We start from the raw sequence: 17,602 nt of genomic DNA on the forward strand, positions 1-17,602 counted from the left end.
GCCCCCGCCGGCGCCGGCGCGGAAGGTCCCGACCTGGCCCGCCCGCCGACGGGCCGAGGCCGCGGAAGCCGCGCTGGCGCGCGCCGCCGGCGTGCTCGAAGCCATCGACGCCCCGCTCCCCGATCCTCGGGGGGTGTCAGGCGATTCCGCCAGGCTGGCCGAGCTCGGCCGGGGCCGGGCGGCGGCTCAGGCTGCGCTCGCCGCGGCCGAGCACGAGTGGCTGGAAGCCCAGCAGGCCTATGAGTCGCTGAAGCCGACCGCCTGACCGGGCGGGACCTCGAAGGTATCGTGGATGCGCGTCAGGTCGATCTGAATCGCGCCGTCCGGCTGGTCCTCCAGAATGTGGGCGAACATGTGCCCCATCCGGATGTCCTCGGGCCGGTAGTTGTGGCGGTCGTTGATCGCCGACGAGATCGCCTCGTCGAAGCCGGTGATCGACACCAGCAGCCGCGGTGCTTCCGCCAACAGCTGCTCCTGGCTCATGCCATGCAGCGGGCTTTCCGCATCGATCGGGTGGATCAGCGTCCACGAGAGGCTGAGGACGGGGTTCTCGCTCCGCACCAGCTTGAGGTCGAAGAACCGCCGGAAGGTGCCGCCGTCCGGCAGGCGGAAGGTCCGCAGATAGCTGATCCGCCCTCTGACCTCGCTGATCGCGTGCAGCCTGCGGCTCGCCACCCGCACCATCAGCGCCTGGCCGGCTTCATAGGGACCGATCACCGCCGAGTCGGAGAAGATCAGCCGCGGCTTCGGCCGGGCGAAGCGGGCGAAAAAGGCGCCGGTGACCAGCGCCGTCAGGAACATGCCGACGAAGATCTCCGCGGCCGCGATCGTGTGGCCGTAGCGGCCCGCGGGCGTCATCTCGCCGTAGCCGACGGTCGCCAGCGTCTCGACGCTGAAGAAGAACGCGTCGCCGAAGCTCCCGGGCTTGGCGTTGCCGACGGCGCCGGGGATCGCCCAGTAGAGGCCGGCGAAGATCACGTTCACGCCGATAAACAGGGCGAGGACCGCGCCCAGGAACGCCTGCCAGCTCATCGCCAGCACGAGATAATACGGATCGTCCCACGCGAAGCGCGAGGCGCCGAGCTTGATCGCGCTCAGGCCTTGGCTGTCGATCCGGGGCGGGCGCCGCTGCATGCGCGAGCCATAGCATGGCCTTCCGGAACTTTCCGGGACCCCGAGATATTGCCGGGCCGTCGTTCGACCGTGGGAGGCGGGAGATGGCCCGGCTCATTCCGAAGCTGGTCTTCCAGGCCGCGCCGATCATGATGCTGGCCGGCGCCGGGGTCATCGCCTTGCAGGGTCCGGAGCGCTGGGGGCGATCAGGTGCTCACGGCCCCGGCCGACGCGCCCGCTCGCCGCTGCAGATCCCCTGGAACGGCTGGAAGGACATCCTGGTCCACACGCGCAAGGAGTTCTCGGACGACAATATCTCGATGATCGCGGCGGGGATCGCATTCTACTCCCTGCTCGCGCTGATTCCGGGCCTGGGCGCGTTCGTCGCGCTCTATGGGCTGTTCGCCGATGTCAGCGCCGTGCAGCACCACCTGGCCGTGCTTTCCCTCCTGCTTCCGAGATCGGCGCTCACGTTCATCGGCCAGCAGATGGTCCGGCTCGCCGAGGCGCATAAGGGCGGCCTCTCCTTCGCCTTCGTCGTGGGGCTGCTCACGTCACTCTGGAGCGCCAACGGCGCGGTGAAGGCGATGATGACCGGCCTCAACATCGCCTATGAGGAGCGGGAGAGACGCGGCTTCATCAGAAAGACGCTGGTCTCCCTCGCCTTCACCATCGGTCTGCTGCTGTTCGGCGGCGGCGCCATCGCGGTTCTGGGCGCCGGTCCCGCCATCGAGGCCTACCTGGGCCGGCATGCGGCTTTCGTGTTCAACCTGATCAGCTGGCCGGCCCTGGTGGTGATCCTGGGGATGGGGTTGGCCGTCCTCTACGCTTATGGCGCCAGTCGCGAGTCGCCGCGCTTCAAGTGGGTCACCCCAGGAAGCGTCGCCTCCATCGTCCTGTGGCTCGCGCTTTCGGCGCTCTTCTCGCTCTACGTCGGCAACTTCGCCCACTACGACAAGACCTACGGCTCCCTGGGCGCCGTGGTGGGATTCATGATGTGGAGCTGGCTCTCGAGCCTGATCGTGTTGATCGGCGCCGAGCTGAACTCCGAGATCGAGCGTCAGACCGCGGTCGACACGACACCGCACCAGGGCAAGCGGAGGGGCCTGCGCCGGTCGCGCTCCGCCCACGCCGCCGGCGCGGCGCCGACCGAATGACCGGCCCTCAGGTGATGTGCTTGGGGCTGATCGGGTCGGATCCCGGGAAGGTTTCCTCGATGGCTTCGTCGAGCAGGGCCTCCTGACGGTCCTCGGCGGCGGCCTCCTTGTCGGCCAGCTGGTCGTGCTTCTCCTGTTCCGGCAGCGGCTCAGCGGGCCGTGAATGCGGCGCGTCGATGTTGCGGTCCTCGGGTTTCAGCCGCTCCGGCGCGCGGTCGGCGGTGGGTCCGCTCGAGCCGTGGCTGAAGGCGCGTTTTTCTTCCTTGTCGGTTTGTTTGTCGGGCATGAGGTGCTCCTTTTCGCGCTGGGTCGCCAAAGGCGGCCGAATGGCTATCTCTTCTCGAGCAGCAGCTGGCCCTCCTTCTGCAACCGTCCCTTGACCTTGCTGGCGATCATGCCGATCAGGCCCGGCAGCAGCACCTCCAGCCTGACCATCGTCTCGGCGACGTCGACGGTCCCGGAAATCGCCTGGCCCATGACCGAGAACGAGAAGCTGAGGCGATCGCCCTCCCAGGTCTTGGTCACCGAACCCATTCCAGCCAGATGCCTGGCGAGATCGCCGAAGCCGCCGTCGATGCGCCGCCGCGCCTCGGCGCGGCCGAGATCGTGCGGAATGGTCAGCGTGACGGCCTTGCTCATGCGCCTCTAACGGCCGAGCCCAGCCGAGGGGTTCCGCAGGGCGCCCAAGGTCCCTACCCTGCCGGGCGCATGACGCAGACGCGTGACCTGGGCGACGACCGCACGCTTTTCGGCGGGGGCCGATATCCCGACACGGGCCCGCTCGCGATCCTGGCGCGGCTCGCCTTCATCGGCGCGGTGCTGGCGATCGTCGTCGCCGTGTTCCTGCCGCGCTGGATGGTGCCCCAGTTCGTGCGCTCGCATTACCTTGAGCACTTCGCGGCCTTCTATGTCGCCACGCTGTTCGGCCTAGCGGCGATGCCGCGGGCGCGCCTGCACCGCATCGGCTCGGCTTTCGTGATCTTCGGCGTCATCCTGGAGTCGACGCATCTGTTCGCAGGCGCGCCGCCTGGACCGCTGGTCGAGAAGGCGGTCGCCGACGTCGGCGGCATGGCGGCGGCCTTCGCGCCGGTGCTGGTGGAGCGCTTTCGCCGCCGGTTCCCGACGCGATCCGCAGAGGCCAACCGCGACTTGGGGGACGCGTCCTAGAGGAACGTCCAGTGCGGCCGCTCGCGCACCCGCAGATTGTTCTGCACGTGACGCACGCCGTCGATATCGGCGATGTCCTCGATTCGGCGCTTGTCCTCCTTGCGCCGCACCGTTCCGTTCAGCGTCACCTCGCAGTCGTCGACCAGCACATCGACGTCACGCAGGTCGAGCCCGCGCTCGTCCTCCAGGCGCTCGACGATGACCGCCCAGAGCACCCGGTCGGAAGGACCGCGCCGGCGCCGACGACGATCATCGTAGCGGCGTTCAGCCCGGCGCTCTTCCTCGCGACGATCATCGTCGTCGCGGCGATCGTCGTAGCCCCGCCGTCCGGCCAGGAAGTCGCCCGCGCGGCCCATCCATGACCGCGGCTCGCCGCGTTCGTCCTCTTCGCGCTCACGTTCGTCGCGCCGTATCCGCGCGTCGCGATCCACGTCCGGCTCGGCCGAGCGGCGGTAGGGGCGGCCCCGCTCCTCGTCATAGGCCCAGTCGCGACTGTAGTCGGCCTGGCCGTAGTCGTCGCGGCCGCGCACGCGCTCCTCGACGCGCCGGCCGCTCCGGCTGTCGGGATCGTACTCGTAGTCGCGGGAATAGTCCGCTAGCCCGAAGCCTTCCTCGTCGCGCGGGTCGCGGCGTCGCGCGCGGTCGTCCTCGCGATCGCGCCAGTCATTGCGGGGCATGGGCGTCTCCTTCGGAGTGGGATCGGGTTTTGCGCCGACAACCGGCGCCGTGCGCGGGAGTTCCACGCGCTCGCACGACATGCGGGAACCGCGGCAGGACTTGCCCTGCTTACCGCCGTGGCCCATGCCTCCGACTCGACCGAGATTAGCGTCGCCGTGCAGAAACGCGATCCTCACGCCAAGCTGAAGCCGACGGCGCCGGTCGAGGTGAAGCTCGCCGAGGCGCTGCCCATCGACGCGGCGCATCCGTTCGCTCGGCTCTCCCGCCTCGCGCTTCGCATCGTGCCGCTCGTTCTGCTCGTGGCCGCGGTTTTCGTGCTGCGCCGAGAGTTCCGCGGCTTGAGCCTGCACGCGGTGGCCGCGGCCATGGACCGCTGGGGCCACGCCGCCATCATCGGGGCCCTGGCGCTGGCCGTCGCAAGCTTCATCTTCATGGGCGTTGTGGAGTGGCTGGGCCTGCGCTGGGTCGGCAAGACCCTGCCCTGGGGCGTGGCCATGGCGGGCTCGTTCCTCGCCAACGCCATCGCCCACGCCATCGGGGCGAACCTGCTGGTCTCCGGCGCGCTGCGGGCCCGCCTGTATGACCGTTACGGCGTCGGCCTCACACAGGTCGCGGCGGCCACCCTCTTCGCAGGCATGTCGTTCGCGGTCGGAATCGCCGCGCTGGGCGGCGGCGGCCTGTTGCTGGCCACGCCGAAGGCGCTCGCCGCCACGGCCATTCCCGTCTCTTTCGCCCGCGTCGCTGGCGCGCTGATGGTGGCGGGCGCGCTGGGCTACGTCGTCCTCTGCGGCGTTCGCCGAAGGCCGCTTTCCGCGTTCGGACGCAGCCTGACTCTGCCCTCCTGGCGCGAAGCCTCGGCCCAGCTTGTCATCGGCGTGATCGACAACGGGATCGCCGCGGCGATCATCTGGATCCTGCTGCCGCCGCATTCCACCACCTTCCCGAGTTTCGTCGGCGCCTACGCCGTGGCTTGCGTGGCGGGACTGCTCTCCTCTGTCCCCGGCGGGGCGGGCGTGTTCGAGGCCGCGCTCTCCAAGCTGCTTCCCACCGTCGCGGTCGCGCCGCTTGCCGCGGCCTTCCTCGGCTATCGGCTCGCGTACTACCTGCTGCCGCTGGTCATCGCCTCGCTGGCGCTCGCCGGCGACACGCTGCTGCGCGTCCGCAAGGACTGAGCGACCGCGGGAGCTTCGGCCCACCGAGCGCTGCCTCTCCGCCGACTCGGTTGGCCCGCCGATCTCCAACGGCGGCTACAACGACAACTACGAGTTCGTGCCGACGCGCGATCAGCCTGTCCGGTCTCGCCGGACGCCGACATGAAAGTCCGACCGGCCGACCGCAACAGCGGGAGCGGGCAGGCCGCGCGCTGAGCGCTAGCGCAGGGCGATCGAAAGCCGCGCGCCCAGGAAGCGGCCGTGCGGATCGGCGCCGTAGGCGGTCTCGTGGCCGGTCTCGGCGGCGCTGTCGGGCCGGCCGCAGAGGAATCCGAGCGCGCCGGATATGCGGCCATTGGCAAAGCGCCGCTCGATGGAGGTCTGGGCGACGCCCGCGAGCCTGGCGTCGGCCGGACTGGCGAGGCTCGCCGCGGGCGCATGCGGCCGCACGGCCTCGGCCAGGCGCTGCGCGCCGTCCGGATCGCTGGACGGCGTCTGGGCGAACGCGGTCCCGCCGAGAACGGCCCACATCGCCAGGCAGAGGCTCAGACGGTTCATGGGATCACCCTAGCGCCCGGCGCGCTCCGCGACCACCGTCAGGCTCTCCCGCGGCAGCGATATCGCGCCGGCCGTCTGCGCCTGCGCCTTCGCCGGGGGCAGGTCCCGAACCGGGTGGCCATGTACGCCGTCCGCCAACCACTGGTATTGCGCCGGGCCGTAGCGCCAGACATCGAGCGGTCCGCGCAGGGCCCCGCCGCCCTTGACGGCGAGCCGCGCCGCGGCGTCCCGCCCGCCGCTGCGATTGAGAATCAGGATCGCGAGGCGTCCGTCCGGCCGGCGCACCGCGTAGGCGACCACCCAGCCCGGGCCTGCTTGAGCGTGCACGCGCGCGGCATAGAGCCGATGCAGGCCATGGCCGGGCTGCAGCCAGATCTGACTGATCAGCCGCGCGGCGAAGAACACCGGCAGCGGCGCGCCTGCCTGGCCCTGCGCGTCGGCGAGGAACGGCGTCATGTTGCCGAACCCGGCGCACGGCAGGTGCTGGTTTATCGGCACGTTCGGACCGTAGCCGAACATGTAAGCGGCCCGGCCTCCGGCGCCCAGGAAATGGCCCACGATGTCGGCCTGCAGCAGCGCGCTCGGCAGCTCCACCATCGCTTCCCCGGAGAAGGCCGAGAAGCCGTACTCGGCGATGACCCAGGGGATCGTCCGCGGGACGCCCTCCTTCGCCAGCCGGGCCAGCATCGAATCGAGCAGGCCGTCCTCGGCGAGCAGCTTGGCGTGGACGTCGCCGCAGATGTCGTCGAACGGATAGTGCTCGAAAGTGAAGAACTGCAGGGCCGAAAGTCGCCCGCGCGCCTTCAGGTAGCGGATGAAGCCTGCGTTCCAGGACTTTTTGGCCGCCTCGACCAGCGGCAGCTCAGTGGCCGCGCTCTGCATCGAGGGGCCGCCGAGCGGCGTGCGCTTTTCGACCCGCCGGATCGCCGCGGCCGTCTCGAGGTAGAGCGCGCCGTAATCGGAAGGGTCTCCATACTGCCCGTCGGGCTCCTCGCCGAGCTCGATCCGCGCCAGCGGGTAACCGCGTCGCTTCAGGTAGCGCACGAGCGCGGCCGCATTCTCCGGCGTGTCGAACAGCACGCCCACGGGAACCATGGCCGGAAGGCCGTTGGTGATGCCGCTCGTGAAGAACCTGTCGATCCCCACCTGCTCCAGGTTGGGGTCGCGGTCGATCGCCCGGTGCCAGGGGTCGGTGGAGGAGACATGGGTGAAGGTCTGATCGGCGTGCGAGGCGGCATGCCTGACGACGTCGTGGAACCGGCCGTCCGCGCCGATGGTCCCGAATCCCACCTCGCGCACGGCGTAGCCCAGCCGGTCGCGCACGTCCTTCGAGCCGGCCGGGGCCGTGCCGGAGGAAGTCTTCAGCAGGATGCGCAGGTATTGCGCGCGGATCGGAGCCGCGGCCAGCCGCCGAAGCTCGATCCCGCCCCGCCCATGCGCGAACGCGCCCCGTGGGAAGGCCCTCCAACGGCCCTCGTCGTCGTAGTCGTCCAGTCCTGTCCAGTACTGGACTTCGTAACGCGTGGCGTAGGGATCGGCCCAGGCGATCTGCGCGGCGTCGATGGCGGCGGGCGCGCCCAGCCGCAGCTCGATCCACTGCGGGTGCGCCCGCGCGTCACGCGTGAAGCGCCGGTCCAGGTACGGGTTGGACTTCCAGAAGGTCGCCAGGTCGCCGTCCGTCAGCCGCGACCAGCCGATGTTGTTGGCGTTGTCCTGGGTGTCGCCGCGCCGGGGCAGTTGATAGCCCCAGGAGAGCCGGATGGACCCTGAGGCTCGGGCGCTCCCGGTCCAGTAGCCCTGGGCGTGGGCCGAATCGCTCCAGGTCCCCTGCTCGGTCCAGTGCCAGGCCTCGATCCCGAGCTCGGTGCGCAGCCGGTAGGTCGCCGAGCGCAGGCCGAGGCTGCGCATGGCGGCGACGTTGCGGGCGGTGAACAGCCGGTCGATCTCGCCGGCCTGCGCGCCGTCGATCCCGGCGCCCAGGGCCGTGTCCGGCCGGAAGCTCCCCCGCGCACCGGCGCGCGTCAGATCGACGGTGATGGTGAGCGGCCTGGCGGCGGCCGCGCTAGCAGCGCTGGCCAGGCCGAAGCCCAGCAGCAGCGGCAGCAGAAGTCTTTGGCCACGGAGGATCATCGGCGCGCGGTTCTATGCCGGCCGCTCGCGGCGGTCGACAAGGGCCGCCGCTCGTCGTTAGCTGCCGCCATGCGGTCCGGCTTGCCAGCCTTCATCTGCGTCCTCGCGATCACGGCGCCGGCTGGCGCCGCACAGGCGCATCCCGATCTCACCGGCGTCTGGACCAACGCCTCCATCACCCGCCTCACACGTCCGCCGGGCGTGGCCAAGCTGGTGGTGAGCAACGCCGAAGCGGAGACGATCGCCAAGGCCAATCCGCTGGTCGCCGGAGCCGAAGCGGAGGCGCGCGAATCCGGCCCCGCGGATCGGCCGCCGGCGCCCGGCGATCCGGGCGGCTACAACGCCTTCTGGCTCGATCCAGGTCGGACGCTGGCGACCGTGAACGGCGAGCGGCGCACGTCCTGGATCGTCGATCCACCGAATGGCCAGCTGCCGATTTCCGCGAATGGCCGCAAGCTGATCGCCGCCTCCCGCGCCGCGCATGAGCCGGACGCGCCCTCGGGCCCAGAGGCGCTGATGCCGTGGGACCGCTGCCTGATCGGCTCGCGCGGCTCCGGCGGTCCGGGCATGCTCAACAACATCTACAACTCCAACTACCAGATCGTGCAGACGCCCGGCGCGGTGGCGATCGACGTGGAGATGATCCACGACGTCCGGATCATCCCGATCTTCCCGGCCCGGGCCGCCGCCCAGGCCGCGCACGGTCCCGCGGCCCTGCACCCATGGCTCGGCGACAGCACCGGCTGGTGGGACGGCGATGCGCTGGTGGTCGAGACCGTCCACGTCAATCCCGAGCAGGGCCGTTCGGGGCCGATCTACCTCTCCGACCAGGCCCGCGTGACCGAGCGCTTCACCCGCGTCTCGGACCGCCAGATCCTCTACCAGTTCACCGTGGACGATCCGGCCTACTACACCCAACCCTGGCGCGCCGAGCTGGTGCTGAACGCAGGCCCTGAGCGGCTCTACGAATACGCCTGCCATGAAGGCAACTATGCGCTTCCCGACATCCTGGCGGGAGCCCGAGCCGCCGAGCGCAAGCGCTAGGCGTGAGGCTCGCGACTTACAATGTGAACGGCGTGAACGGTCGGCTGCCGGTCCTGCTCCGCTGGCTGGACGCGCGCCGCCCCGACATCGTCTGCCTGCAGGAGCTGAAGGCGCCGGACGAGAGGTTCCCGATCGAAGCCATTGAAAAGGCGGGCTACGGCGCGATCTGGCATGGCCAGAAAAGCTGGAACGGGGTGGCCATCCTGGCGCTCGGCCGCGAACCGCAGGAGACTCGCCGAGGGCTTCCTGGCGACCCCGACGACAGCCACAGCCGCTACATCGAGGCCGTCGTGCGGGGCCTCGTGGTCGGCTGCCTCTACCTGCCGAACGGCAACCCCGCGCCGGGACCGAAATTCGACTACAAGCTCCGCTGGTTCGAGCGGTTCGCCGCGCACGCCCAGGCGCTGCTCGACCACGATGCGCCGGTCGTCCTGGCCGGCGACTACAACGTCATGCCGACCGACCTCGACGTCTACAAGCCCGAGCGCTGGGTGGACGACGCCCTGTTCCGGCCGGAGGTGAGGCGGGCCTACGCCGACCTCCTCGCGCAGGGCTGGACCGATGCGCTGCGCACCCTGCATCCGGACGAGCCGATCTACACCTTCTGGGATTACTTCCGGAACGCCTTCGCCCGCAACGCCGGCCTCAGGATCGACCACCTGCTGCTCAGCCCCCGCCTCGCCCCGCGGCTCAGGGCGGCCGGTGTCGACCGCGACGTTCGCAGCTGGGAGAAGACCAGCGACCACGCGCCCACCTGGATCGAGCTGGCGGACTAAGGAGAGGCCGGATGGACGTTCGTCTGCGCATCGCCGGAGCCGCCGACGCCGAGGCCATCCGGACGCTCACCCGCGAGGCCTACGCCAAATGGGTTCCGATCGCCGGCCGCGAGCCGCTGCCGATGCAGGCCGACTACCACGAGGCCGTGACGCGCCACCGCTTCGACCTTGCCTACGTGGGCGAGGCGCTCGCGGCGCTGATCGAGACCGTGCCCGAAGGCGACCAGCTGCTGATCGTCAATGTCGCGGTCCGGCCCGGCTTCCAGAAGCGCGGGCTCGGCGTGCGGTTGCTGAAGCTGGCCGAGCACCTCGCGGACGAGGCGGGCCTGAAGGGTACGCGGCTCTACACCAACAAGCTCTTCGCCGAGAACATCCGGCTCTATGAGAGCCTCGGCTATCATATCGAGAGCGAGGAGACCCTGCCCGTCGGCGTAAGGGTGAACATGGCCAAGCCGGCCAGCGCCTATCTCATCCGGCCCGCGACCGGGGCCGACCTGCCGCTGGTGCGGAGTTGGCGCGAGCGGCCGCACGTGCGTCGCTGGTGGGGCGATCCGGAGCTGGAGCCGGAGGCGGAGAAGCTCGCCGACCCGCGGATCGGGCTATTCCTGGCGGCCCGGGAAGGCCGGCCGTTCGCCTTCATCCAGGACTACGACGTCCACGGCTGGACGCCGCATCACTTCGGCCACCTGCCGCCCGGCTCTCGCGGCATGGACCTGTTCATCGGCGAGCCGGACATGCTGGGCCAGGGCCACGGATCACGTATCCTGCGGCAGTTCGTCGACGCCCTGTTCGCGCGGGGCGTGCCGGCCGCCGGCATCGACCCCCACCCGGACAACGCCGCCGCCATTCGCGCCTTCGAGAAGGCCGGCTTCCGGATCGCCAGCGGCCCGCTGGAGACCCAGTGGAGCCGAGCCCTCTTGATGGAGCGTCGGCCCGGCTAGACCTCCTCCTCCCGGAGGCTCTCCACGAAGGGCGGCAGCCAGGGGTTTCGCCCCGGCTTCATCCGCTCGGCGCGGTAGATGTGCACCAGGTCGGCGTAGGCGTGATCGAAGTCCTTGTTGACGATCACGTAGTCGTACTCGGTCCAGTGGGCGACCTCGCGCCTGCCAAGCGCGAGCCGCTGCTCGATGACCGCCTGGTCGTCCTGCGCGCGGGCGTGCAGCCGCCGCGCGAGGTCGCTCCAGGACGGCGGCAGGATGTAGACGCGCACCGAATCCTCCGGCGCCTGCCGGGCGACCTGACGCGCGCCCTGCCAATCGATATCGAACAGCACGTCGCGCCCGGCCTCGAGCGCGGCCATCACCGGTCCCTTCGGCGTGCCGTAGCGGTGGCCGTTGACCTCCGCCCACTCCAGGAGCTCGTCCGCCGCGATCATCGCCTCGAACTGCTCGCGCGTCTTGAAGAGGTACTCACGCCCTTCGACCTCGCCGGGCCGCGGCGGCCGTGTCGTCGCGGAGATCGAGAGCGTCATGCCTTTGAAGTCGGCGACGAGCCGCCGCGACAGCGAGGTCTTCCCCGCCCCGCCGGGGCTGGAGACCAGCAGAAGCAGACCGCGGCGCACGGTCTCCCACGGCTTGGCGTGGTGGTCGTCGGCGAAGGGGTTGAGCGCGTCGCTACTCAACGTTCTGCACCTGCTCGCGGAACTGATCGATCACGGCTTTGAGGTCGAGGCCGCGGGAGGTCAAGGCGGACGACGCGGACTTCGAGCACAGGGTGTTGGCTTCGCGCATGAATTCCTGGGTCAGGAAATCGAGCCGGCGGCCGACCGCGCCGTCGCCGGAGATCAGCTGACGGGCCGCGGCGAGGTGGCCCGTGAGCCGGTCCAGCTCCTCGCGGACATCCGCCTTCACGGCCATGGCGGCGGCTTCCTGCACGATGCGCTCCTCGGCGGCGCCTTCGCCGAGGAGCTCGGCCATCCGCCGCGCGAACCGCTCCTTGACGAGACCCGGCTGTTCGCCCGCCACCGCCTCGGCCTCGGCGACCAGGGCCTCGATGCGGTCGAGGAAGCCGGCGAGCAGGCCCGCCACCGCTCGCCCCTCCTCACGCCGGGCCGCGAGCAGGCCGTCGAGCGCCGAGCCGATGGTGGCGCCGATCGCGGCCTCCAACTCCGTTCGCGCCTCCGGATCCTCCACCGCATCCTCGCTCTCGATCACGCCTTTCAGCGCCAGCAGCCCGTCGAGACTGGGCGGCCCGGCCCGACCGGACGCGAGATATGGCGCGCCGATCGCGAGATACCGCTCGAGCTGCTCCAGATTGAGCCGCACCGCCAGAGCTCCCTCTGAGCGCCTGGCCTGCACGCCGACCGTGAGCTGGCCGCGCTGGAACCGCGTCTGCGCCTGCTCCCGCGCCGCGCGCTCCAGGCCGTCGAATCCCGGCGGCCCGCGGAACCGTACCTCCAAGTTGCGGCCGTTGACGCTGCGCGCCTCCACCGCCCAGCTCCAGGCGCCGGATGCGCCCTCCGCGCGGTCGAAGCCGGTCATGCCCGAGATGCTCATCGCGCCGCCCCCTGCGCGGTGCCGGCCGCAGCCCTTTGCTTCTCGATCTCGCGCCAGCGCGCGACGTTCTTCTGGTGCTCCTGGAAGCTCGAGGAGAAGGAATGGCCGCCCGTGCCGTTGGCCACGAAGTAGAGCTCGCCGGTGCGCGGCGGGTTGAGCACCGCCTGCAGGGCGGCGCGTCCGGGGTTGGCGATCGGCGTCGGCGGCAGGCCGGCGATCTGGTAGGTGTTGTAAGGCGTGCCGGTGGCCAGGTCGCCGATGGTGATGCCACGGCCGAGCGGCGCGCCGTTGGAGACGCCGTAGATCACCGTCGGGTCGCTCTCCAGGCGCATGCCGGCTTTCAGGCGGTTCTCGAACACCGCCGCGATCCTTGGCCGTTCGGCGGGGATCGCGGTCTCCTTCTCGACGATCGAGGCGAGCGTCACAGCCTCCTCCGGAGTCTTCAGCGGCAGGTCGGGCGCGCGGCGCGCCCACAGCGCCTTCAGCAGCGAATCCCGGGCGGCCTCCATCCGCTGGATGACCTTGGTCCGGTCGTCGCCCCGCTGCACCTGATAGGTGTCGGGCAGGATCGCGCCCTCCGGCGGCGGTTCGGCGCGACCGACCAGCCACGGCGCGGCGTTCACGGCGTCCGCGGCCATCTGGCTCGTCCAGCCCTCGGGGATGGTGATGAGGTGGCGCACGACGCGGCCCGCCTTCACTTCGGAGATGATGCCGGCCATGCTCTCGCCGGAGGGAATCGCGTACTCGCCCGCCTTCAGCTTCGCCCCGGCGGTCAGCTTGGCCATGACCATGAACAGGACTCGGGAGCGGACCACACCCGCGGACTTCAGGCTGCGCGCCACCCCGCCGATGCCGGAGCCCTTCTGCAGGATCACCGTGGTTGCGCCGCCGTGCGCCGCGCGCGGGCCGGGCCCCAGATAGAGGAAGCCGAAAGCGGCCAGCCCTGCGACCAGCAGGACAAGCAGGATCCCACCTAGGCGGGCTCGGCTCACGAGACCTTCTTGAAGACCACGGAGGCGTTGGTCCCGCCGAAGCCGAAGGAGTTGGAGAGCGCCACCTCGATCTCGAGGGGCTTGGCCTTGTTCGCCGCCAGGTCGATCGGCGTGACCACCGAAGGATTGTCCAGGTTGATCGTGGGCGGCGCGATCTGGTCCCGGATCGCCAGGCAGGTGAACGCCGCCTCGATGGCGCCGGCCGCGCCGAGCAGGTGGCCGGTGGCCGACTTGGTCGAGCTCATCACCACCTTCGACGCCGCGTTGCCCAGCATCCGCTCCACGGCGCCCAGCTCGATCTCGTCGCCGAGCGGCGTCGAGGTGCCATGGGCGTTGATGTAGGCGATGTCGGCGGGAGCGACGCCGGCGTCCTTGATCGCCGCCTGCATGGCTCGGAAGCCGCCGTCGCCGTCCTCGGCCGGTGCGGTGATGTGGTAGGCGTCGCCGGCCAGGCCGTAGCCCACCACCTCGGCGTAGATCTTCGCGCCCCGCGCCCTGGCGTGCTCCAGCTCCTCGAGCACCAGCATGCCCGCGCCCTCGCCCATGACGAAGCCGTCGCGGTCCTTGTCATAGGGCCGGCTCGCCTTTTCAGGCGTGTCGTTGAAATTGGTCGACATGGCCCGGCAGGCGATGAAGCCGGCGATGCCCACCGGGCAGATGGCCGCCTCGGCCCCGCCGGCGATCATCACATCGGCGTCGCCATATTTGATCAGCCGAGTCGCGTCGCCCACCGCGTGCGCGCCGGTGGCGCAGGCCGTCACCACCGAATGGTTCGGGCCCTTGAAGCCGTAGCGGATCGAGACCTGGCCGCTCGCCAGGTTGATCAGGGCCGAGGGAATGAAGAACGGGCTCACCCGGCGGGGCCCCTTCTCGTGCATCTCGATGGAGGTCCTCTCGATGGTGGCGAGCCCGCCGATGCCCGAGCCGATCATCACGCCGGTGCGCTCGCGGTCAGTCTTGTCCTCGGGCATCCAGCTGGCGTCGCGGACCGCCTCGTCGGCGGCGGCCATGGCGTAGAGGATGAAGTCGTCGACGCGCCGCTGATCCTTCGGCGACATGGTCTGGTCGGGATCGAATGAGCCCGCCTGGCCCGCAGCCCCGCCGCCGCGGCCATCGACGCGCGGCACCTCGCCTGCGACCTGGCAGGCAAAGTCGGTCGGGTCAAAGGTGGTGATCCGGCCAATCCCCGACCTGCCGGCGAGGATCTGCGCCCAGCTGTGCTCGGTCCCCTGCCCCAAGGGCGTGATCAGGCCGATTCCCGTGACGACGACGCGACGCATGGCGTTCCTCAAACGAAGACCGCCGCGGCTAGGGTCCCCCTAACGGCGCGGCGGCCTCAAATCCTCAGCCGATTCGGGCGGTTATGAGCCGAGCCGCTCCTGGATGAACTTCACCGCGTCGCCGACTGTCTGGATATGCTCGGCGGCGTCGTCGGGGATCTCGATATCGAACTCTTCCTCGAAAGCCATGACGAGCTCGACGTTGTCGAGGCTGTCGGCGCCCAGGTCATCGATGAAGCTCGCCTTCTCGGTGACCTTCTCCGGATCGGCGTCCAGGTGTTCGATCACGATCTTGCGGACGCGTTCTAGGACGTCGGACATCAGTTAGGTCCCTCTGATTCAAGCTTTGCATCGGCGAGCGCCGCAGGGAAGTCAACCGTCTGGACCGGCGCAATACGAAGTCGCTGGCGCGTTAGCATGTTCCTGTTTGGCAGGCGAGCACCACGTCGAGGAGGGCCGCGTTAACCGCGTTTCGCACAAGAGCGTTAACCGGCGCCGTGCTACCTCCCGCGCCATGCAGGACGACCTTCGCACCCGATCCGCGGGCAATCCCTCGCCGCTCAGCCAGCACAATCCCGGCACCACGCGCCTGGGCATGTCGGAGGACGCGCGACGGCGCGCGGCGCTGGCCTTTCTGCAGGAGTACTACCGCTCCGTCGAGCTGGGCCGCGCGCCGCTCGATTAGCGATCAGATCATCGCCATCCCGCCGTTGACGTGCAGCGTCTGGCCGGTGACGTAGCCCGCTTCCTCACTCGCCAGATAGACGCAGGCGGCCGCGACGTCGGCGCCCTGGCCCAGCTTGCCCGCGGGAATCGTCGACAGGATGGCCGCCTTCTGGGCCTCGTTGAGCGCGTCGGTCATCGGGCTCTCGATGAAGCCAGGCGCGACGCAGTTCACGGTTATGCCTCGCGTCGCCAGCTCCTGGGCCAGACTCTTCGAAAAGCCGATCATGCCGGCCTTGGAGGCGGCGTAGTTGGCTTGGCCGGCGTTGCCCATCACGCCCACGACGGATGTGATGCCGATGATCCTGCCGAAGCGGCGGCGCATCATGCCCTTCGCCGCCGCGCGGGAGAGCCGGAAGTAGCTCTCCAGGTTGACCTTGATCACCGCTTCCCAGTCCTCGTCCTTCATCCGCAGGAGCAGCCCGTCGCGGGTGATGCCGGCGTTGGCGACCAGGATGTCGAGCGGGGCTGCGGCGGCCGATTCCGCGGCCTCGACCAGACTGTCGACGGCGGCGGGCTCGGTGAGGTTGGCCGGCGCCGCCGAGGTGCGTTCGCCGAGCTCCGAGGCAAGCGCCTCGAGCACGGATTCCCGCGTGCCCGAGAGCACCACATGCGCCCCCTGCGCGTGGAAGGCCCGCGCGATCGCCGAGCCGAGCCCGCCGCTCGCCCCCGTCACCAGAGCCGTCTTGCCGGACAGATCGAACATGCGCAGGCCTCCTAGAGCGTCTTGGCGAAGGCTTCGAGGTCGCCCGGATTGTTGAGCGGCGTCGCCTCGGCGTCGGGCGCGATTCGCTTGGCCATGCCGGACAGCACCTTGCCGGCGCCGGCTTCGGCGAAGCGGGTGACGCCGCCCTCGCCGGCGAGCCACAGCATGCTCTCTCGCCAGCGGACCCGGCCGGTCACCTGTTGCACGAGCAGCCGGCGGATCTCCTCGGGGTCGTTGGTCGGCCGGGCCGTGACATTGGCCACCAAGGGCGTTCGCGGCGCGATAATCGCCGCATCGGCCAAGGCGGCCGCCATCTCATCGGCGGCGGCCTGCATCAGGGGGCAGTGGAAGGGCGCCGACACGTTCAGCGGAATGGCCCGGGCGCCGAGCTCCCTGGCCTTCTCGATCGCGGCGTCGACGGCGGCCTTGGCCCCGGAGATCACCACATTGCCCTGGTTGTTGTCGTTGGCGACAACGCAGACGCCGAGCGCCGCGCCCGCCTTCGCCGCCTCCTCGGCCAGCGCCACGTCGGTCTTCGGCCCGATCAGCGAGGCCATCGCCCCCGCCCCGACCGGCACGGCGCGCTGCATGGCCTGCCCGCGGAGCTTCAGGAGACGCGCGGTGTCCGCCACGCTGATCGCGCCCGCGGCGGCCAGCGCCGAATACTCGCCCAAGCTATGGCCGGCCACGAACGCCGCCTTGTCCGCCCCGATCCCGAACTCCCGCTCGAGCGTGCGCATCACCGCCATCGAGACCGCCATCAGCGCCGGCTGGGCGTTCTCGGTGAGCGTCAGTTGATCCTCCGGCCCTTCCTTCATCAGCCGCGAGAGGTTCTGGCCCAGCGCCTCGTTCACCTCCTCGAGAACCTCGCGGGCGGGGGCGAAAGCCTCGGCCAGCTCCTGGCCCATGCCCACCGCCTGGCTGCCCTGGCCAGGAAAGATGAAGGCGAGGCTCATTGGGTCCGCTCCAGGGGCTAGGGATTCCGCGGCGCGAGGGTTAGGGGATTGGCGGCGCCGCGGCAAGACGGCGAACTTCGGAGACCTGGGCCATGCGGGCGGTGGTTCGGCGCAACAAGCGCCTGGTGTGCGACGAGATCGGCGAGCTGGAGCCGGAAGCCGGCCAGGTGCTGGTCCGGACGCTGGCCTGCGGCATCTGCGGCTCCGACCTGCACGCGCTGCATCACATGGAGCACATGATCGACCTTTTGCGGCGCGCGGGCGGCATGGGGACGGGCTTCGACCCCAGCGCCGACACCGTCTTCGGCCATGAGTTCTGCGCCGAGATCCTCGAGTTCGGCCCCGGCTGCGAGCGCAAGCTGAACGCGGGCGCGCGGGTGGTCAGCATGCCGCTCACCATGACCGCTGCGGGAGTCGAGGCGCTGGGCTTCTCCAACCGTCTCCCGGGCGGCTTCGCCGAGCGGATGCTGCTCACCGAGGCCATGCTGCTGGAGGTCCCTAACGGCCTGCCCACCGACAAGGCCGCGCTCACCGAGCCGTTCGCGGTGGGCGCCCATGCGGTCGCCAAGGCGCGGCTCGAGAAGGGCTCCGTGGCGCTGGTGATCGGCTGCGGACCGGTGGGCCTGGCCGTGATCGGCGCGCTGAAGGCCGCCGGCCACGGGCCGGTGATCGCCGC

Annotated in this window: 21 protein-coding genes and 1 pseudogene; 9 read left to right on the plus strand and 13 right to left on the minus strand. The window is 70.3% G+C overall.

The annotated features are described in order from the left end of the window. A pseudogene (locus Q0W60_RS15380) lies at nucleotides 1-265 on the plus strand (ABC transporter ATP-binding protein); the annotation flags it as partial. On the opposite strand, the gene Q0W60_RS15385 reads toward Q0W60_RS15380, so the two are convergent. Beyond that, nucleotides 238-1,134: an ion channel gene (locus Q0W60_RS15385; RefSeq protein ID WP_297696960.1), complete on the minus strand. Its 897-nt coding sequence runs from the start codon at nucleotides 1,132-1,134 to the stop codon at nucleotides 238-240. The pseudogene Q0W60_RS15380 and the gene Q0W60_RS15385 sit on opposite strands and share 28 nt — an antisense overlap. 83 nt (nucleotides 1,135-1,217) lie before the next feature. Here Q0W60_RS15385 and Q0W60_RS15390 point away from each other — a divergent pair, with 83 nt between their 5' ends. Further along, nucleotides 1,218-2,270: a YihY/virulence factor BrkB family protein gene (locus Q0W60_RS15390; protein WP_297696961.1), complete on the plus strand. Its 1,053-nt coding sequence runs from the start codon at nucleotides 1,218-1,220 to the stop codon at nucleotides 2,268-2,270. A 7-nt stretch (nucleotides 2,271-2,277) separates the two neighbouring features. Here the strand turns inward: Q0W60_RS15390 and Q0W60_RS15395 are convergent, their stop codons facing one another. Together Q0W60_RS15395 and Q0W60_RS15400 are read right to left on the minus strand one after the other, a co-directional pair. Continuing rightward, the gene (locus Q0W60_RS15395) at nucleotides 2,278-2,556 is read right to left on the minus strand and encodes a hypothetical protein (protein WP_297696962.1); all 279 of its coding nucleotides are present in this window, start codon (nucleotides 2,554-2,556) and stop codon (nucleotides 2,278-2,280) included. Nucleotides 2,557-2,600: 44 nt separating this feature from the next. Then, complete coding sequence (locus Q0W60_RS15400) at nucleotides 2,601-2,909, minus strand: polyhydroxyalkanoic acid system family protein (protein WP_297696963.1); 309 nt, start codon at nucleotides 2,907-2,909, stop codon at nucleotides 2,601-2,603. 69 nt (nucleotides 2,910-2,978) lie between these two features. Between Q0W60_RS15400 and Q0W60_RS15405 the strand changes: the two genes are divergently transcribed. Next, nucleotides 2,979-3,437, plus strand: coding sequence for a hypothetical protein (locus Q0W60_RS15405; protein ID WP_297696964.1), 459 nt, complete (start codon nucleotides 2,979-2,981; stop codon nucleotides 3,435-3,437). On the opposite strand, the gene Q0W60_RS15410 is transcribed toward Q0W60_RS15405, so the two are convergent. Then, the gene (locus Q0W60_RS15410) at nucleotides 3,434-4,114 is read right to left on the minus strand and encodes a BON domain-containing protein (protein ID WP_297696965.1); all 681 of its coding nucleotides are present in this window, start codon (nucleotides 4,112-4,114) and stop codon (nucleotides 3,434-3,436) included. The genes Q0W60_RS15405 and Q0W60_RS15410 overlap by 4 nt on opposite strands. A gap of 156 nt (nucleotides 4,115-4,270) precedes the next feature. Here Q0W60_RS15410 and Q0W60_RS15415 point away from each other — a divergent pair, with 156 nt between their 5' ends. Continuing rightward, nucleotides 4,271-5,287 carry a lysylphosphatidylglycerol synthase domain-containing protein gene (locus Q0W60_RS15415; protein WP_297696966.1) on the plus strand — a complete coding sequence of 339 codons (1,017 nt, stop codon included), beginning with the start codon at nucleotides 4,271-4,273 and terminating at the stop codon, nucleotides 5,285-5,287. Between the two features lie 198 nt (nucleotides 5,288-5,485). Here the strand turns inward: Q0W60_RS15415 and Q0W60_RS15420 are convergent, their stop codons facing one another. After that, nucleotides 5,486-5,824, minus strand: a complete 339-nt coding sequence (locus Q0W60_RS15420) for a hypothetical protein (RefSeq protein WP_297696967.1) — start codon at nucleotides 5,822-5,824, stop codon at nucleotides 5,486-5,488. A 9-nt stretch (nucleotides 5,825-5,833) separates the two neighbouring features. Then, the gene (locus Q0W60_RS15425) at nucleotides 5,834-7,954 is read right to left on the minus strand and encodes a discoidin domain-containing protein (RefSeq protein WP_297696968.1); all 2,121 of its coding nucleotides are present in this window, start codon (nucleotides 7,952-7,954) and stop codon (nucleotides 5,834-5,836) included. An 81-nt stretch (nucleotides 7,955-8,035) separates the two neighbouring features. On the opposite strand from Q0W60_RS15425, the gene Q0W60_RS15430 reads away from it, so the two are divergent. Genes Q0W60_RS15430 through Q0W60_RS15440 form a run of 3 tightly spaced genes read left to right on the plus strand, consistent with a single transcriptional unit; the run spans nucleotide 8,036 to nucleotide 10,715 of the window. Further along, nucleotides 8,036-8,998, plus strand: coding sequence for a hypothetical protein (locus Q0W60_RS15430; protein WP_297696969.1), 963 nt, complete (start codon nucleotides 8,036-8,038; stop codon nucleotides 8,996-8,998). A gap of 2 nt (nucleotides 8,999-9,000) precedes the next feature. Further along, nucleotides 9,001-9,774: an exodeoxyribonuclease III gene (gene xth / locus Q0W60_RS15435; RefSeq protein ID WP_297696970.1), complete on the plus strand. Its 774-nt coding sequence runs from the start codon at nucleotides 9,001-9,003 to the stop codon at nucleotides 9,772-9,774. Nucleotides 9,775-9,785: 11 nt separating this feature from the next. Further along, nucleotides 9,786-10,715 (plus strand): GNAT family N-acetyltransferase, encoded by a 930-nt coding sequence (locus Q0W60_RS15440; RefSeq protein ID WP_297696971.1) that lies wholly within the window; start codon nucleotides 9,786-9,788, stop codon nucleotides 10,713-10,715. Here the strand turns inward: Q0W60_RS15440 and gmk are convergent. From gmk to Q0W60_RS15465, 5 genes are all read right to left on the minus strand, one after another. Then, the gene (gmk, locus tag Q0W60_RS15445) at nucleotides 10,712-11,335 is read right to left on the minus strand and encodes a guanylate kinase (RefSeq protein WP_297696979.1); all 624 of its coding nucleotides are present in this window, start codon (nucleotides 11,333-11,335) and stop codon (nucleotides 10,712-10,714) included. The two genes, Q0W60_RS15440 and gmk, sit on opposite strands and share 4 nt — an antisense overlap. A 52-nt stretch (nucleotides 11,336-11,387) precedes the next feature. Further along, on the minus strand, nucleotides 11,388-12,269 hold the full coding sequence (locus Q0W60_RS15450; protein ID WP_297696972.1) for a YicC/YloC family endoribonuclease: 882 nt from the start codon (nucleotides 12,267-12,269) through the stop codon (nucleotides 11,388-11,390). Continuing rightward, on the minus strand, nucleotides 12,266-13,261 hold the full coding sequence (mltG, locus tag Q0W60_RS15455; protein WP_297696973.1) for an endolytic transglycosylase MltG: 996 nt from the start codon (nucleotides 13,259-13,261) through the stop codon (nucleotides 12,266-12,268). Before mltG ends, Q0W60_RS15450 begins: the two co-directional genes overlap by 4 nt. After that, nucleotides 13,258-14,541 (minus strand): beta-ketoacyl-ACP synthase II, encoded by a 1,284-nt coding sequence (fabF, locus tag Q0W60_RS15460; RefSeq protein ID WP_297696974.1) that lies wholly within the window; start codon nucleotides 14,539-14,541, stop codon nucleotides 13,258-13,260. The genes mltG and fabF overlap by 4 nt, the downstream gene beginning before the upstream one ends. Before the next feature lie 81 nt (nucleotides 14,542-14,622). Continuing rightward, nucleotides 14,623-14,862 (minus strand): acyl carrier protein, encoded by a 240-nt coding sequence (locus Q0W60_RS15465; RefSeq protein WP_111528945.1) that lies wholly within the window; start codon nucleotides 14,860-14,862, stop codon nucleotides 14,623-14,625. A gap of 193 nt (nucleotides 14,863-15,055) precedes the next feature. On the opposite strand from Q0W60_RS15465, the gene Q0W60_RS15470 reads away from it, so the two are divergent. Next, on the plus strand, nucleotides 15,056-15,226 hold the full coding sequence (locus Q0W60_RS15470; protein ID WP_297696975.1) for a hypothetical protein: 171 nt from the start codon (nucleotides 15,056-15,058) through the stop codon (nucleotides 15,224-15,226). 3 nt (nucleotides 15,227-15,229) lie between these two features. Here Q0W60_RS15470 and fabG read toward each other — a convergent pair whose 3' ends face one another. Together fabG and fabD are read right to left on the minus strand one after the other, a co-directional pair. Then, complete coding sequence (gene fabG / locus Q0W60_RS15475; RefSeq protein WP_297696976.1) at nucleotides 15,230-15,970, minus strand: 3-oxoacyl-[acyl-carrier-protein] reductase; 741 nt, start codon at nucleotides 15,968-15,970, stop codon at nucleotides 15,230-15,232. 11 nt (nucleotides 15,971-15,981) lie between these two features. Continuing rightward, entirely contained in the window at nucleotides 15,982-16,926 is a 945-nt protein-coding gene (gene fabD, locus Q0W60_RS15480; RefSeq protein ID WP_297696977.1) for an ACP S-malonyltransferase, read from the minus strand. Nucleotides 16,927-17,018: 92 nt separating this feature from the next. On the opposite strand from fabD, the gene Q0W60_RS15485 reads away from it, so the two are divergent. Further along, nucleotides 17,019-17,602, plus strand: a 584-nt coding sequence (locus Q0W60_RS15485) for an alcohol dehydrogenase catalytic domain-containing protein (RefSeq protein WP_297696978.1), incomplete at its 3' end; no start/stop codon positions are given.

The sequence above is a fragment of the Phenylobacterium sp. genome (assembly GCF_025934275.1).
In the GTDB taxonomy this organism is placed as follows: Bacteria; Pseudomonadota; Alphaproteobacteria; order Caulobacterales; family Caulobacteraceae; genus Phenylobacterium.